Source organism: Streptomyces xanthii (assembly GCF_014621695.1).
Classification (GTDB): Bacteria; Actinomycetota; Actinomycetes; order Streptomycetales; family Streptomycetaceae; genus Streptomyces; species Streptomyces xanthii.
Genome location: NZ_CP061281.1, coordinates 174765 through 190145, shown reverse-complemented (window position 1 = coordinate 190145; position 15381 = coordinate 174765). Strand labels below are relative to the sequence as shown.

16 protein-coding genes are annotated in these 15381 nt (G+C 73.7%); 9 read left to right on the top strand and 7 right to left on the bottom strand.

Annotation, left to right across the window (positions count from 1 at the left end):
- Positions 1-140 precede the first annotated feature (140 nt).
- The 3 genes from IAG42_RS00895 to IAG42_RS00885 are packed head-to-tail and all read left to right on the top strand — an operon-like array spanning position 141 to position 2545.
- Positions 141-1058, top strand: a complete 918-nt coding sequence (locus IAG42_RS00895; protein WP_188335060.1) for a universal stress protein — start codon at positions 141-143, stop codon at positions 1056-1058.
- Positions 1055-1915: a universal stress protein gene (locus IAG42_RS00890; protein ID WP_188335059.1), complete on the top strand. Its 861-nt coding sequence runs from the start codon at positions 1055-1057 to the stop codon at positions 1913-1915. The genes IAG42_RS00895 and IAG42_RS00890 overlap by 4 nt, the downstream gene beginning before the upstream one ends.
- A 21-nt stretch (positions 1916-1936) precedes the next feature.
- The gene (locus tag IAG42_RS00885) at positions 1937-2545 is read left to right on the top strand and encodes an Rv1733c family protein (protein ID WP_188335058.1); all 609 of its coding nucleotides are present in this window, start codon (positions 1937-1939) and stop codon (positions 2543-2545) included.
- Positions 2546-2548: 3 nt separating this feature from the next.
- On the opposite strand, the gene IAG42_RS00880 is transcribed toward IAG42_RS00885, so the two are convergent.
- Genes IAG42_RS00880 through IAG42_RS00870 form a run of 3 tightly spaced genes read right to left on the bottom strand, consistent with a single transcriptional unit; the run spans position 2549 to position 5161 of the window.
- Positions 2549-3346 carry an FAD:protein FMN transferase gene (locus IAG42_RS00880; protein WP_188335057.1) on the bottom strand — a complete coding sequence of 266 codons (798 nt, stop codon included), beginning with the start codon at positions 3344-3346 and terminating at the stop codon, positions 2549-2551.
- Positions 3339-3782 (bottom strand): FMN-binding protein, encoded by a 444-nt coding sequence (locus tag IAG42_RS00875; protein WP_188335056.1) that lies wholly within the window; start codon positions 3780-3782, stop codon positions 3339-3341. Before IAG42_RS00875 ends, IAG42_RS00880 begins: the two co-directional genes overlap by 8 nt.
- An 8-nt stretch (positions 3783-3790) precedes the next feature.
- Entirely contained in the window at positions 3791-5161 is a 1371-nt protein-coding gene (locus IAG42_RS00870) for a ferredoxin reductase family protein (RefSeq protein ID WP_188335055.1), read from the bottom strand.
- A gap of 191 nt (positions 5162-5352) precedes the next feature.
- Between IAG42_RS00870 and IAG42_RS00865 the strand changes: the two genes are divergently transcribed.
- Both IAG42_RS00865 and IAG42_RS00860 read left to right on the top strand, forming a co-directional pair.
- Positions 5353-6084 (top strand): response regulator transcription factor, encoded by a 732-nt coding sequence (locus tag IAG42_RS00865; protein WP_317453289.1) that lies wholly within the window; start codon positions 5353-5355, stop codon positions 6082-6084.
- Complete coding sequence (locus IAG42_RS00860) at positions 6081-7559, top strand: sensor histidine kinase (protein ID WP_188335054.1); 1479 nt, start codon at positions 6081-6083, stop codon at positions 7557-7559. The genes IAG42_RS00865 and IAG42_RS00860 overlap by 4 nt, the downstream gene beginning before the upstream one ends.
- Before the next feature lie 7 nt (positions 7560-7566).
- Here IAG42_RS00860 and IAG42_RS00855 read toward each other — a convergent pair whose 3' ends face one another.
- From IAG42_RS00855 to IAG42_RS00840, 4 genes are all read right to left on the bottom strand, one after another.
- Entirely contained in the window at positions 7567-7830 is a 264-nt protein-coding gene (locus tag IAG42_RS00855; protein ID WP_188335053.1) for an SHOCT domain-containing protein, read from the bottom strand.
- 6 nt (positions 7831-7836) lie between these two features.
- Positions 7837-8133: a dsRBD fold-containing protein gene (locus IAG42_RS00850; RefSeq protein WP_188335052.1), complete on the bottom strand. Its 297-nt coding sequence runs from the start codon at positions 8131-8133 to the stop codon at positions 7837-7839.
- Between the two features lie 43 nt (positions 8134-8176).
- Positions 8177-8896 carry a helix-turn-helix domain-containing protein gene (locus tag IAG42_RS00845; RefSeq protein ID WP_188335051.1) on the bottom strand — a complete coding sequence of 240 codons (720 nt, stop codon included), beginning with the start codon at positions 8894-8896 and terminating at the stop codon, positions 8177-8179.
- Between the two features lie 141 nt (positions 8897-9037).
- Positions 9038-9523: a Crp/Fnr family transcriptional regulator gene (locus tag IAG42_RS00840; RefSeq protein ID WP_188335050.1), complete on the bottom strand. Its 486-nt coding sequence runs from the start codon at positions 9521-9523 to the stop codon at positions 9038-9040.
- A gap of 230 nt (positions 9524-9753) precedes the next feature.
- Here IAG42_RS00840 and IAG42_RS00835 point away from each other — a divergent pair, with 230 nt between their 5' ends.
- The 4 genes from IAG42_RS00835 to fdhF are packed head-to-tail and all read left to right on the top strand — an operon-like array spanning position 9754 to position 15197.
- On the top strand, positions 9754-10218 hold the full coding sequence (locus IAG42_RS00835) for a Crp/Fnr family transcriptional regulator (protein ID WP_223205793.1): 465 nt from the start codon (positions 9754-9756) through the stop codon (positions 10216-10218).
- Positions 10219-10231: 13 nt separating this feature from the next.
- Positions 10232-10834, top strand: a complete 603-nt coding sequence (locus tag IAG42_RS00830) for a CBS domain-containing protein (RefSeq protein WP_188335048.1) — start codon at positions 10232-10234, stop codon at positions 10832-10834.
- 2 nt (positions 10835-10836) lie between these two features.
- The gene (locus IAG42_RS00825; RefSeq protein WP_188335047.1) at positions 10837-12516 is read left to right on the top strand and encodes an NAD(P)H-dependent oxidoreductase subunit E; all 1680 of its coding nucleotides are present in this window, start codon (positions 10837-10839) and stop codon (positions 12514-12516) included.
- Positions 12513-15197: a formate dehydrogenase subunit alpha gene (fdhF, locus tag IAG42_RS00820; protein ID WP_188335046.1), complete on the top strand. Its 2685-nt coding sequence runs from the start codon at positions 12513-12515 to the stop codon at positions 15195-15197. The genes IAG42_RS00825 and fdhF overlap by 4 nt, the downstream gene beginning before the upstream one ends.
- The last annotated feature ends 184 nt before the right edge of the window (positions 15198-15381 follow it).

Below are 15381 nucleotides of genomic sequence, written 5' to 3'. Positions count from 1 at the left end.
CTCCTGAGGGGACTACCTCCAGCGTCCGTCCGCGTCGGCTCTCGCATCAGGGCCGGGCAGGCCTCTTTCTGGACCGAACGGCCCATGTCTGCGGGATTCGCGGAAGTGCGAGCGTAAGAGGTGTCGTTCCAGGAGGAGCCATGGAGAACAAGGTCCCGGAGAAGGCGGAACTCGGGAGCATCGTGGCAGGTGTCGACGGATCTCCCTCGGCACACGCGGCGGCGCTGTGGGCGGCCGAGGAGGCCGAACGGCGCGGGTGCTCCCTGCACCTCGTCCATGCCACGGACACGGACCGGCGGATGCTGTACACGGACGCCGACACCATCCAGGACGTACGGGAGGCCGGACGGGATCTGCTCATCGAGCTCGCCGAGGCGGTCGGAGCCGAACACCCGGGCCTCACGGTCACACGGGAACTGAGCCGCCAGGAGCCCGTCGCAGCGCTCCGCGCCGCGGCGGGCGGCCGGGGAACGGTCGTGGTCGGCAACCGTGGCCTCGGCGGATTCGCGGCACTGATGCTCGGCTCGGTCGGTCTCGGCGTGGCGGCCCGTGCCCAGGGGCCCGTCATCGTCGTACGAGGAGACGCGGATCGCCCGCACCATGCCTCCGTGACCGCGGCGGTGCATGATGCGGAGGATCTCGACTGGCTGCTGCTCGCCGCGGCGGAGGCCGAGGCGCGCAAGGCCGTGCTGCGGCTCGTGAGCGTGTGGAACGTGTTCACGCACGTGGGTGAGGTCGCCACGATGCTCGACGACCTCGACGGCATGGCGCAGAAGCGGGTGCAGGCGCTCAAGGACCTCGCCGACCGGGTCCGCGAGACCTGTCCGGAGCTCGTGGTCGCCCACCATGTGGAGCCCGGAACGAGCACTCCGGGCATCCTGATCCAGGCGAGCGAGCACACGGATCTGATCGTGATGGGCAGGGGAGGACGGCCGCTCGGCGTCGGACCCGCCCTGGGGCGCGTGGCGCACGCCCTGATCCATCACGCCCACTGCCCCGTGCAGATCGTGCCGCACTCCACGGCTCATGCGGAGCCGACCGGCGGCGAGAGCACATGAACGAGGTCGTGGTCGGTGTCGATCCCCGGGAACTGTCCGTCCCGGCCCTGCTCTGGGCCGCCGACGAAGCCACATGCCGGGGCCTGCGGCTGCATCTGGTCTGCGCGGTGCCGCCCGTCCACGACCACCTCGCGTACGACGCGGTCAACCATGGAGCCGCGCTGCGCGTCCGGGCCGGTTCCGCGCTCGCCGACGCCGACGACCTGCTGCGTGACCTGCACCCGGGTCTGTCGCCGGTGACGGAACTCGTCGACGGTCCGCCGGCCGCGGTCCTGGGCGAACGCGCAGCCCGCGCGACGCTCACCGTCGTGGGCTCACGTCGTCTCGGCAGGTTCGCGGAAGTCCTCGCCGAGAGCTCGGTCGTCCTCCCGCTCACCGCCAGGGCCGACGGCCCCGTCGCCGTCGTGCGGTCCCCGGAGCACGCCGTGCACCACCCGCCGACCGTGGTCGTCGGCGTCGACGGCAGCGCGTCCTGCCGGGCCGCGGTCGACTTCGCGGCCGACCAGGCGAGTCTGCGCGGCGCGCACCTGCGCGCCGTATGGGTCTGGCCCCGGCCGCTCTTCGAGGACGACGACCTGGCGGAAGGACACGCCGGGCAGCGGGCACTGGCCGAGGTGATGGCCGGCGCTGCGGAGCGCCACCCGGACGTGAAGATCAGCGAGGAGGTCCTCAAGGGCCGTCCGGTGCAACAGCTGGCGGTGACGGCGCACGAGGCGCTCGCGCTGGTCGTCGGGCGCCGGGGGCACGGGGGGTTCACGGGTCTGGGCCTGGGCTCGACCGCCCACGGACTGCTGCACCAGGCCGACTGCCCGGTGATCGTCGTCCCTCGGACCGGACCACCGGCGTCCGCTACCTGACCCCACATCGGGAGGCGTGGCATGTCACGACTCGAGGTCCCGGGCGCCGAGCCCGCACTGCCCACGGAGGAAACCCGGGGGCGCGCCCTCCGCCTGCGGGTGCTGATGATCGCTCTGGTGTGCGGAGTCGTGGCCGCGGTCGCGCTGTGGCGGGCCGACGGACAGGCCCAGAGCCAACGTGCCGCGCATCTGCATCACGTCACCGCCGTCACGACCGCGGCGGCCAGGACCCTGCCCGAACCCGGTTCCCGCTACGGGGTCCAGCCGCGTTCGGTCGCCTCCGCGCGATGGGAGCAGCCCGCGGGCGTGCCCCGCGCCGGGAAGATCGATGTCCCGCTCGGAACGGGCAAAGGTGCGACGGTGCCGCTCTGGGTCGACGACGCGGGTGCACCCGCACAGCCTCCGGGGACGGTCGCCGGGCGGGCGCTGGGCGCCCTCTCCGGCGGGGCGTTGGTGACGGCGACCGCCGGGCTGACCATGCTGGGCTGTCTGCGCCTGGCGCGTCGGCGTACCGAGCGGCACCTGCTCGCCGCCTGGGAACGGGAGTGGGAGGAAGTGGAACCCGTCTGGTCCGGCAGGCCCCGGCACGACTGTGGCCCGGACACCGGCGAGGACGGACGGGGCACGTGACACTCAGCCCACCCTCCGCAGCATCCTGGGCATCGTGAAATCCGGGGCCGCGATGCCCCGAGCCGTCCATGCCCTGCCGTCCTCCTCCACCGCCAGCGCCGCCACACCCGGCTGTTGCTCGAGCCATGCGCGGACGCCTGCGGCGCCGACCGCGTACGCGGCGGTGGCCAGGACGTCGGCTCGGGTCAGACCGGAGGCCAGGACGGTCAGGGACGCGAGGGCGTTCCCGGGCGGGGCCTGCGTGTCCGGGTCGATGATGTGGCAGCCGCGCTCGGCGGGACCGGACGTGGCGAGGGCGAGCGGACCCTGGGCGGACTCGACGACCGCCGCGTAGCTGTCCGGGCGCAGCGGGTGGGCGATGCCGACCCGCCAGGGGCCGCCGTACAGCTGGATGTCGCCGCCGCCGTTGAGGCACACGTGCGCGGCTCCCGCCTCGTGCAGCAGGCGGGCCGCGCGCTCGACCGCCCATCCCTTGACGAGTCCGCTGGGGTCGTACGGGCCGGCGTACCAGGCGTCGAACCGGCCCCCGGTGTCGTATCCGGCGGCCTCGCACAGGGCGCGGACCTCGTCGGCCTCCGCCCGCCACGCCTTCGGCACCGGGGCGCCCGCCCGCTCCAGCGAGACCGCGCTGTCGGGCCGGTACGGAGAGAAGACCTCGTCCGCGCGGTGCAGCAGTGCCTCGGCCTCGTCCAGGGCCCGGTGCAGCCCCGGGCTCGGGGTGTCGCGCACCGTGCACGAGAAGACCGTGCCCATCGTGCGCACCACGCGACGCAGGCCGGGGGACCCTCCCGGCTCAGGCATGGGCCTGGTCCAACGCGCTCTGGAGCGAGGTCATGTAACCCTCGCTCGTGTACGTCGCTCCCGAGACCGCGTCGACCTGGGCGCTCTGCGCCTTGACGGTCTCCTGGACGAGCACGGGGATCGCGGACGCGTTGATCTCCCTGCTGCGGCTGTCGCCGTCCGGCTGTTGGAGGGCGCGCGCCGACGTGATCTTCGAGCCGTCCAGGGTGACCTGCACCTGGACCGGTCCGTAGCGGGTCTGGACCGTCGATCCGGTGACCGTCCGCGTACCGGTACCCGGACTCGTGCCGCCGCCCGTGCTCGAAGACGGCGGCGGCTGCGTGACCGGCGCGGCGGCCGGGGCCACGTGGTGCGGTTTGAGGGACAGCGCCAGGACCGTCACGGTGACGGTCGCGACGCAGGTCAGCAGGGTGCGGCGGAGCGAGTGGGCGCGCATGGCGGGGCTCACAGTTCGAACGACTCGTGGTGGATGCGGGATGCCGGGACTCCGGCGGTGCGCAGGGCGTCGTACGCGGCCTGTGCGAGTCCGGGCGGGCCGCACAGGTAGACGTCGTGGCGCTCGATGTCGGGGAGCAGCGCGCGCAGACCGTCCGCCGTGATCGGGGCGCGGCGGCCTTCGGGAGTGTTGAGCGCGTACACCAGGCGGGCCTGGCGCCGCGCGGCGATGGCCTCGAGCTCTCCGCGCAGCGCCAGTTCGTCGGGGGTTCGGGCGCGGTAGAGGAGGGTCAGGTCGCCGGGCCGGGCGGGCAGGGTCTCGAACAGGGTGCGCAGCGGTGTGATGCCGGTGCCTCCGGCGATGAGGAGCACCTTGTCGCGGCTGCGCCGCCCGGCGGTGAGCGCGCCGTAGGGTCCCTCCGCCCAGACGCGTGTGCCGGGCCGCAGTCCGGCGACTGCGCCGCTGTGGTCGCCCAGGGCCTTGACCGTGATGCGCATCAGGTCGCCGCGGGGCACGGCCGACAGGGAGTACGGGTGGCTCGCGAGCCACATGCCCGGGGCCAGGAAGCGCCAGCGCAGGAACTGTCCCGGCTGGGCGCCGATGTCTTCGAGGTGATGGCCACGCAGCCAGACGGAGGAGACACCGGGTGCCTCCGGCACGACGGCGTCGACGCGTATGCGGTGGCGCAGATTGAGCCGCACCGGAGTGAGGACGCGGAACCAGATCACGAGGCAGGCCACACCGATGTAGAGGGTGTACCAGGCGGCCCGCGCACCCGGGCTCGCGACGAAGTCGGCGCCGGTGGACAGCTGGTGGGAGAAGGCGAGGAACACGGCTGCGTAGGTGAGCAGATGCAGGTGGTACCAGGTCTCGTACCGCAGTCTGCGGCGTACGGCCCGTACGGACGTGTAGCCCACGGCGAGCAGGATGACGCCGCCGGCCGTGGCCTTGAGCATGTCGGGCAGGTCGAGGACGATCGTGGCGAGCTGGGGCAGCGGGCCGGTGTGGGCCTGGGCGGCGTAGCCGAGGGTGATGAAGACGATGTGGGCGAGCAGCAGGCCGATCGTCCAGCGGCCGGCCGACGCGTGCCAGCGCGCGCTGCGGTCGCTGCCCACCCCGGTCTCCAGCCAGGGCACACGTGCCATCAGCGCGACGAGCAGGGCGCACATGTAGCCGCACAGCAGGCCGGTGATCCGGCCGACGCCGGTCAGCCAGCCGGCCGTGCCGACGACGGCGTCCGTGTCCCGCCACCACAGGGCGAGCACGGCGAAGCCGCCCGTCCAGGCGGCGGTGAGCAGTAGCGCGGCGGTCACCCGGTGGCGTGACGGGCCGGGCGCGCGGTGCGTCATCGGCGGCGGACGACGGGTCGCGGTGGCCATGACGGTCTCCTCGGTGGCTGGTGGACTGGTGCCACTGTGATCCGCCAACCTCTGAGCGAGCTCTCAGCGAAGTCCCGGCGTGAGGTGCTCGTGCGGGCTCTGTCCTGGGGATTCGCCGGGCCTGCGGGGCTGTGGGGCTCCGCGTGTTCTCAGAGGAAACTCAGAGGCGGGCGCGAGATGCTGACGAGGCCATGAACTCACGCCCCGCGGGCATGACCCGCCCCGACGGCGCCCCGGTGCGCGTCCTGGTCGTCGACGACGAACCCGATCTCGCCGAGGTCGTCACCGGCGCGCTGCGCTACGAGGGCTGGGAGGTGCGCAGCGCGGGCACGGCGCGCGAGGCCGTTCGCACGGCCCGCGACTTCCTGCCCGACGCCGTCGTCCTGGACATCATGCTGCCGGACCGCGACGGGCTCGCCGTGCTGCGCGAGCTGCGTGCCGCCCAGCCGCACGTGTGCGTGCTGTTCCTGACCGCGCGCGACACCGTCGAGGACCGGATCGCCGGGATCACAGCGGGCGGCGACGACTACGTGACCAAACCGTTCAGCCTCGGCGAGCTCGTCGCCCGGCTGCGCGGACTGCTGCGCCGCGCCGGGATGACCAGGGAACGGGAGGCCGCCTCACTGATCGTCGTAGGGGATCTGGAACTGGACGAGGACGCGCACGAGGTGACACGCGGCGGCGAGCCGGTCGACCTGTCGCCCACCGAGTTCCAGCTGCTGCGCTGCCTGATGCGCAACGCACGGCAGGTCCTCAGCAAGGCCCAGCTGCTCGACATGGTCTGGTCCTACGACTTCGGCGGCCAGGCCCACGTGGTCGAGCTGTACATCTCGTATCTCCGCAAGAAGATCGACGCGGGCCGCGCACCGATGATCCACACCGTGCGGGGCGCGGGCTACGTTCTGAAGCCGGTGAGCCGGTGAAGTGGCTCCGGCCCCGGCTGCGCACGCTGCGCGCCCGGCTCACGGCGGGGCTCCTCGTGCTGCTCGCCGTCGGGTGCGCGGCGGTGGGCGGAGCGGCGGTCATCGAGCTGAACGGGTTCCTCACCGAGCGGCTGGACCAGCAGCTCTCGGCTGCGGGCAGCGCGTTCCCCGCGAGCATCGAACATCCCGGCGCGGCGCCCGACTCCGGCGGCACCGGCAACGATCACGACGGCGACGAGCACGCCGACACACGGCGGCAGGCCGCCGGCACGCTCGGCGTCTACGAGCGCGACGGACGGGTCGTGGACGCGGCGGTGGTGCGCGGCGACGACGACCCCGCCGGACTCACCGCCGACCTGTCGGCAGCCGACCGGCGCGCACTGGCCGCGGTGCCCGTGGACGGACGGGGGCACCGCGTCGACCTGTCCGCGCTCGGCGACTACCGGGTCATGGCCTGGGCCGGCCGGGACGGTGACACGCTCATGACCGGGCTCCCGCTGCGCGGCGTCGAGGACGCGGTGCGCCGGCTCGAGCTCGTCGCCGGCGGGGTCTTCGGCATCGCGCTCGTCGGCGCGGGCATCACGGGAGCCCTGTGGGTGCGGTGGTCGCTGCGTCCGCTCAGCCGGATCGCCGGCACCGCGACCCGGGTCAGCGAACTGCCGCTCGCCAGCGGCGAGGTCGCCCTCCCGGCCCGCGTCCCCGACACAAGGCCGCGCAGCGCCGAGGTCGACCAGGTCACGCTCGCCTTCAACCGCATGCTCGGGCACGTCGAGAACGCGCTCACCCAGCGGCAGCGCAGCGAGGAGCGCCTGCGCAGCTTCTCCGCCGACGCCAGCCACGAGCTGCGCACGCCGGTCGCCTCGGTCCGCGGACATGCCGAACTCGCCCTGCTGCACCCCGGCCCCGTACCGCCCGAGGTGACGCGCGCGCTGGAACGGATCGCCGCGGAGTCCGGCCGCATGGGCGCGATGGTCGACGACCTGCTCCTGCTCGCACGGCTCGACGCCGGGCGGCCGCTGGAACGGGAACCGGTGGACCTCACCCGGCTCGTCCTCGACGCCGTGGCCGACGCCCGCGCCGTGGGCACGGAACACCGCTGGGCCCTGCGGCTCCCCGAGGAACCGGTGAGCGTCGGAGGAGACGCCCACCGGCTCCAGCAACTGCTCGCCAACCTCCTCGCCAACGCCCGCCACCACACGCCGGCCGGGACGTCCGTCACGGTGGGCCTGGACCGGGACACGGACGGCACGGCCGTCCTGACCGTCACGGACGACGGCCCCGGCATCCCGCGGGAACTCCAGGACCACCTCTTCGAACGGTTCGTGCACGGCGGCGGACCGCGCGGCGCCGAAGGAGGAGGCACGGGGCTCGGCCTGTCCATCGTGGCGGCGGTGGCGGAGGCACACGGCGGCTCCGTCGCGGTGCGGAGCGAGCCGGGCGCGACGACCTTCACCGTCCGCCTGCCGCGCGGCTGAGGTCGCCTCAGCGTGTGGCGTCCGGGCCGCCGCGCAGCGTGTTCAGCCGGCTCCGGTAGTCCTCCTCGTCCAGCTCACCGCGGGCCAGACGCTCGCGCAGGATGTCCTCCGCCGAGGGGGCGGCGGGCGCGTGCGTGTGCTCGTGCGGCCGGTCGAGAGCGCGGAAGAGCAGCACCGCCACGGTGATGATCAGCACCCAGAAGAGGATCATGCCGGCCGACATCGCGAACCAGCCCCAGCCGCTCACGTCATGGTCGTACCAGAACATCATCGCCACTCACCTGCCCATGTCGGGCCAGCCGTCTTCCGCTTCGGTGCCGGGCGCACGGTCGTTCCCGGCGGCTTTCATGTCCTGATAGGCGATGCCCTTCAGCCGGCCGGCCAGCTTCTCCAGCGCGCGGGCCGCGGCGAGCTCGTCGCCGATCTCGGGGACATCGGTGTCGACCGGGTTGCAGCGCGCGGTGCCGCGCTCCGTGAGACGCGTGGTGCCGGTGTCGAGGTCGACCCGCGCCGTCGTGGAGCGGTCCTCCTCGAAGAGATGGACGCGGGCGGTCCATTCGGTGGTGTGCGACATGACGTTCCTCCAGGGTCCTGATCGTCCGTCCGCGTGGCGCGCCTCAGCGGTGCACGACACGACGGCCGGTGAGCCGTACGGGGTCGAGCTTCATCCAGAGCGTGCGAGGACCTCCCGCCCAGGGCCGGGAGCGGGCGAGCGCACTCAGGTTCCGCTGCTCCTCGTCCGTGGTGGCTTCGAGTTCGCCGACGGCCAGGACGCTCCACCCTTCGGCCGTGACGTCGTCGATTCGATCGATCTCGAAGGCGACCTCGGTCTCCGTCGCGCTCGCGATGACGGCTTCCGCCGCCGTGCGGAACGCGATCGTGTCTCCCGTGACCAGGTAGTTGACGGGAAAGACCGCGGGCCCCTCGACGGTGAAGACGGCGATGCGGCCGATTCCATGGGTGCCGAGCAGCCGGAGGCACTCGGCCGTGTCCAGTGTTTCGAGCGAGGCGTCGCGCCGCTCGGAGGAGCGGCCCTGCACGTGGCCGGAGCTCGCACCGGTCAGATCGTCGACGGTGACTCCGAGGGCGTCGGCGATCCGTACCAGGGTGCCGATGGAGGGTGAGGCCGCGTGTTCCTCCAGGTAGCCGATGTAGTTCCCGTCCACGCCGCAGAGCCGGGCGAGATCCTCACGGCTCAGCCCGAGCGCCTCACGGCGGGCGACCAGGCGCCGGCCGAGATCCGACTGCCCGCCGACACCGGTCGCCGGGGACTCCCGGGTGGAGGTCTTCGTTCCTTCGGCGGCCGCCTGCGGCCCGGTGTGCTGGGTCCTGGTCATGGTGCTCACGCTTCTCGGTCGGGTACGGGGAACGCCTCGCGTACGGGCCCTGCCCCTCGGGAGGGACACCTTCAGGTTGCGCCGCGGCCGTGCTGCCCCGCGTGGGCCGGTCGGCTCCCGCGGCGGGCCGACCGGGGTACCTCAGCGGGCGTAGGCGAGCGAGTCCAGACCCGCCCGCTGTGCCCGGTCGTCGAGGTCGACCATGCGGCTCCGGGTCGACAGCAGGCGCCGTGCCATGGCCGCGGCGACGCACGCGAAGACCGCTTCGCCGACGGCCGGGTCCCGGGCACAGAGCTCCCGCACGGCCTGCGCGTCGAACTCGAGGGCCTCCACCCGGGTGACCGCGGTGGCGCCGAGATGCCAGTGGTAGGGCTGCATGAGCCAGGAACAACCGAGCAGCGCACCGCCGACCAGGGTGTCCACGGTCGCGTTGCGACGGCCGGGGACATGGACGTCGAGCTCGACCCGGCCGGTGGCGATGATCCAGAAGCGGTCGGCGTGCTGCCGCTCGCGGAAGATGCGTGCTCCGGCGGGGAAGTGGACGGGGCGGGAGTGCTCCAGGAGCCGGTCGCGGGAGTCCTGGGGCAACTCGTCCAGCAGCGTCCTCATCGCGGTGACGGTGGTCATGGTGTCCTCCAGTCCTTCCCTCACAGGGTCTCGCCCCGGGGAGGGCGGCGGGCAGGGCCGCGCAGGGCATGCCGTGGGGCCACAGGGCCCTGAGGCGGCGGACCACCTGCCCGTGTCCGGCCGCGGGCGCGCGCTTGGGCCGGTCGGCCCCATGGAGGGGCCCACGGGGCTCATGTCCGGGCCGGACGGGGCCGCCGAGACTGGAGATGGCACGGACCGAGGAGGCCACCATGAGCACACCGTCGCCCACCCGCATCTCGGCGGGGATGCCCGCCGACTGCCGCGCGCAGCTGATGGAGCTGGCGCGCGAGGTCAATTTCGACGCGGGGGAGCGCCTTTTCCACGAGGGTGGCCACGCCGACCGGTTCTGGGTCGTGCGGTCGGGAACCGTGACGCTCGACGCTCACGTCCCGGGCAGGCGCCCGGCCGTCATCGAGCGGCTCGACTCAGGTGAACTGGTCGGCTGCTCATGGCTGTTCAAGCCGTACGTGTGGCACCTGGGCGCCGAGGCGACGAGCCCGGTGCGCACCTACGAGTTCGACGCGGCCCGCGTGCGCCTGCTGATGGACGCGGACCCGCGCTTCGGCTCGGCGATCGCTCTCTGGGTCGCGGACGTCCTCGCCCATCGTCTGCTGGCCGCCCGGGTCCGCCTGCTGGATCTCTACGCGCCGTACGGCAGCGGGACACAGGTGTGAGGGAGCCGCCGCTATGAGACATCGAGCCGTCGCGGATCTCATGACGCCCACCGCGGTCACCGTCCGGCGTGCGACCCCGTTCAAGGAGATCGCGCGGCTGCTCACGGACTTCGACATCACGGCGGTGCCGGTGGTGGACGAGGCGGACCACCTGATCGGTGTGGTCTCCGAGGCGGATCTGCTGCGCCGTCGCTCCCCGGACGTCGCGAGCACGGCGGAGCGGCTCATGACGAGTCCCGCCGTCGCCGCCCGCCCTGAGTGGAGCGTCGTGCGCGCCGCCCGGGTCATGCGGCAGAACCAGGTCAAACGGCTGCCCGTGGTCGAGCCGGACGGCCGGGTGATCGGCATCCTCAGCCGCAGCGACCTCATCCGGCTCTTCCTGCGGCGGGATCACGAGATCCAGGAGGAGATCATCGAGGACGTCCTCACCCACGCCCTGGCCGTGCCGGTCTCGGCCGTCACCGTGCAGGTCGACGACGGCCTGGTGACCCTCAGCGGGAGCGTGCCCGACCCCGGCCTCCTGCCGGTCGTCCTCCGCCTCTGCCAGAGCGTGGACGGCGTCGTCGACGTCGACTGCCGGCTCACCTCCTCCGCACCCGTCCCCGACAGGACGTGACGATGGGTACCGCGGGCACCGGCGACGCGCTCCGTGAACTGACCGCACGGCATGCGGCGCGGGGCGGCCGACTTGCGGACGCGCTGGAGCGAGCACGGGAGACCACGACTCAGGGTCCGCAGACGTGGGCGCCCCAGGTCGCCGAGGCGAGCGGACTGCCTCGTGCCGCGGGACTGGGACCTGCCACCTACTTCGCCGACCTCGCCGGCCCGCGCGGTGAGCGGCACATCCGCGTGTGCACCGCGACCGCGTGTTTCGCCGCCCGTGGCGGACGGCACCTGGCCGAGGTGGAGGAGGCGCTCGGCGTCACGGCCGGACAGGCCGACGCCGACGGACGGACCTCGCTGCAGGCGGTGCACTGCCTCGGCTACTGCTACGCGGGCCCCGCCGCGCTCGACGGCACCCGCCCCCGCGCCGGCCCCGACCTGGCCGACCAGCTGGCCGGCCGGGCACAGCCGCGCGCCCCCGGCCTTCCGGCCCGTGACACCACCGGGGCACCGGTCCTGCTCGCCGGGATCGTGAACGGGGACCGCGCCTGGGAGGTGTGGCGGGAAGCCCTGACCGGGCTCTGCCCTGACGACGTGCTCGGCGAGACCGTCGCCTCCGGACTGCGGGGACGGGGCGGCGCCGGCTTCCCCGTGGGTGCCAAATGGTCCACTGTGGCAGACCGCCCGGACGCGGTCGTCGTGGTGAACGGCGACGAGGGTGACCCCGGCTCCTACGCGGACCGGCTGCTGATGGAACAGGACCCGCGGCGCGTCCTCGCCGGACTCGCGCTGGCCTGCTTCGCCTGCCGGGCCCGGCACGGCATCGTGCTGGTCCGCTCCGAGTACCCGGAGGCGACCGCCAGGATGCGACGGGCGGTCGAGGAGGCGGTGGCGGCCGGAGACCTCGCCGGGTCGGCCGAGGAGCCCGGACCGCGTCCGTACGTCGAGATCGTCGCGGGGGCGGGATCGTACGTGGCCGGCGAGGAGACGGCGCTCATCGCCCGCCTGGAGGGCGGACGCGGTGTCGCCCGCGCCCGACCGCCGTACCCCACCGACCGGGGCCTGTGGGACGCGCCCACCGTGGTGAACAACGTGGAGACACTCGCCGCGGTGCCCTGGATCGTCCGGCACGGCGGCGCGGCACACGCGCGGCGCGGCACACCGGACGAGACCGGCACGAAACTGGTCTGCCTGTCCGAGCGGTTCGCGCGGCCCGGTGCGTACGAGGTCGAACTCGGCACTTCCGTGGAGGAGATCGTGATGCGGTTCGGCGGCGGGCTCAAGGACGGCCGTGATCTCGTGGCCCTGCAGATCGGCGGCCCCCTGGGTGGATTCCTCGCGGGGGACGCCCTCGACGTCCCGCTCACCTCGCGGGCGCTCGCCGACCGGGGCGCCGCCCTCGGCCACGCGGGCTGCGTCGCCTTCGACGCGGACACCGACCCACGGGCTCTGCTGCGCCACGTGTGGGAATTCGCCGCCGACGAGAGCTGCGGCGCCTGCGCGCCGTGCCGGATCGGAACACGGCGGGGCCTGGAGCTCGCGCAGAACAGTGGCGAGACGCCGGGGGAGTCGTACGAGCGGCTCGCGCGCCTGATGAGTGAGGCGAGCCTGTGCGCCTTCGGCCGCCGGGTGCCCGAGGCCGTACGCAGTCTCACCCGCGCCTACGGCGACGTACTGGCGGGGTGGGAGCGGTGACACGACTTCAGGTCGACGGCGCGCCCGTCGAACTGCCCGCAGGAGCGAGCCTCCTCGACGCGGCGCGAGCCGTCGGCGCGTGGCTGCCCACCCTGTGCCACGACGACCGTCTGAGGCCGGTCGGATCCTGCAGGACCTGCCTCGTCCGCGCCGACGGACGGACCGTCGCCGCCTGCGTCACACCCGCGGCGCCGGGCATGAGCGTCGACACCACGGGCGAGGAACTCCGCGCTCTGCGGCAGGAAGCCGTCGCCCTCATCGCCTCCGCGCTCCCGCCCGACGCCCTCGCGGACGACTCGCCGGGCGAACTCGCCGAGACGGCCCGCATCCTGGGCATCGCCCCCGCGACGGCCGCCGCCCCGCACCGCCACGAGCCCGACGAGACCCATCCCTACGTCCGTCTCGACCAGGACCTCTGCATCGCCTGCGGACGCTGCGTGCGCATGTGCGCCGACGTACAGGGCACCTTCGCCCTCACCCTCACCGGACGCGGATCCGACACGGCCGTCGCCCCCGCCACCGGCGGCCTCTGGGCCGAGTCCGACTGCGTGGCCTGCGGCGGCTGCGTCGACACCTGCCCCACCGGAGCCCTCACCCAGCCCGGACCCGGCCGGGGCATCACCTCACGGAGCCCCCGCCCCGACACGGTCCGCACCACCTGCGGGTACTGCGGAGTGGGCTGCACCCTCGACGTCGTCGTACGGGACGGCTCGGTCGCCGCCGTCCTGCCGGCCCGTGACGGTCCGGTCAACCGCGGGCACGCCTGTGTCAAGGGCCGCTTCTCGTACGGATACCTCACCTCCGCCGAGCGCCTCACCGAACCCCTCGTCCGCCAGGACGGCGTCCTGACACCGGCCACCTGGGACCAGGCGCTCGACGCCGTCGCCGCCGGACTACGGGCCGCCATGGAACAGGGCGGTCCCGACGCGGTCGCCGCGATCTCCTCCGCCCGCGCCACCAACGAGGAGAACTACCTCGTCCAGAAGTTCCTGCGCACCGGCATAGGCACCAACAACGTCGACAACTGCTCCCGCCTGTGCCACGCGCCGTCCGCCGCCGGACTCACCGCCGCCTTCGGACGGGCGGGCGGCACCGACTCCTTCGACGACGTGGAACGGGCCGACTGCCTGCTCGTCGTCGGCGCCAACCCCGTCGAGGCGCACCCCGTCGTCGGAGCGCGACTGCTCAGCGCGGCCCTCGACGGCGCCACCCTGATCGTCGCCGACCCCCGGAACGTCGGCCTCGCCCGCCACGCGGACCTCCACCTGCGGCCCCGTCCCGGGACCAACGTCGCGCTCTTCCACGGCCTCGCCCACGTCCTGGTCGCCGAGGGCCTCATCGACCAGGACTTCCTGGCCGAGCGCGCCACCGGGCTCGACGAACTCTGCACGCTCCTGACCGACTACCCGCCCGAGCGCGCCGCCGAGATCACCGGCGTTCCCGCCGGCGACATCACCGCAGCGGCACGGGCCTACGGCAGGGCCGCCCGCCCCGCGATCGTCTACGGACTCGGCGTCACAGAGCACCTGCACGGCACCGACGGCGTCCGCACCCTGGCCAATCTGGCCGTCCTGCGCGGCGCCGTCGGCGGCACGGGCCACGGCTACGGCATCAGCCCGCTGCGTGGCCAGAACAACGTCCAGGGAGCCTCCGACATGGGCGCCCTGCCCGACCTGCTGCCCGGCTACGGCCCGGTCACCGACCCCGCCGCGCGGGCCCGTGCCGAAGCGGTCTGGGGCCAGCAGGTCCCGCGGCGACCCGGGTTGAGGATCCCCGACATGTTCCGGTCCGCCCGCGAAGGCCGGCTCCGCGCCCTGTGGATCATCGGCGAGGACGTGTGCGCGACCGACCCGGACAGCCGTCAGGTGGCCGAAGCGCTGGACGCGTGCCCCATGGTCGTCGTCAGCGAGCTGTTCCTCGGGGAGACGGCCCGGCACGCGGACGTGGTCCTGCCCGCCGCGTCCTGGCTCGAGAAGGACGGCACGTTCGTCAACTTCGACCGCCGCTTCCAGCGGGTACGTCCCGCCGTCCGGCCCCCGGGTACGGCCCGCACCGACTTCGACGTCGTGCACGCCGTGGCCAGGACCATGGGCGCCGACCTGGGCTGTCCGACCCCCGCCGACGCCCTGTCCGAGTGCGCTCGGCTGGCACCCGATTTCGCCGGGCTCTCGTACGACCGGCTCGACCGGGAGGGTGCGGTGCCCTGGCCCTGTCCATCCCCCCACCGACCTGGCGAATCCACCCTGTACACGCGGGAGTTCGCCACCGGCGACGGCCGCGCCCACCTGAGCGCCGCCCCCTACCTGCCGCCCGGCGAGGTGCCGGACGCCGACTACCCGCTCCTGCTCGTCACCGGACGCCGCTGGGCCCACTACAACTCCGGCAGCATGACCCGGCGAGGCGGCAACCTCCTTCTCGACGGGCAGGGACGCCTCGACCTGCACCCGCTGGACGCCGCACGCCACGGCGTACGCGACGGTGCCCCGGTGACCGTCGAGAGCCGGCACGGCCGGGCCCGGCTGATCGCACGGGTGGGATCCGACACGGCGCCCGGGCAGGTCTTCTGCGCCTTCCACTTCCCCGCCGACGGAGTCAACGCCCTGACGTCCCCGCACGCGGACACGGCGACGTCCTGCCCGGAGTACAAGGTCACCGCCGTGCGGCTGCGCCCGACCGCGTGAGCGGACACTCGGGCCCGAGAGTCTCGACGGTGCGGGCGAACCATGAGCCGGCGCCCCCGTGCTTCGCGCTCGGGCCGGAGGGACCACGCGCGCGACCTCGAGAGATCCTCGGACCGCACCGCGGTGCATGCCGGCGAGAGGCCGGCGGCCGCACAGCGGTGAACGAGGTCCGTCAGGGCCGGGA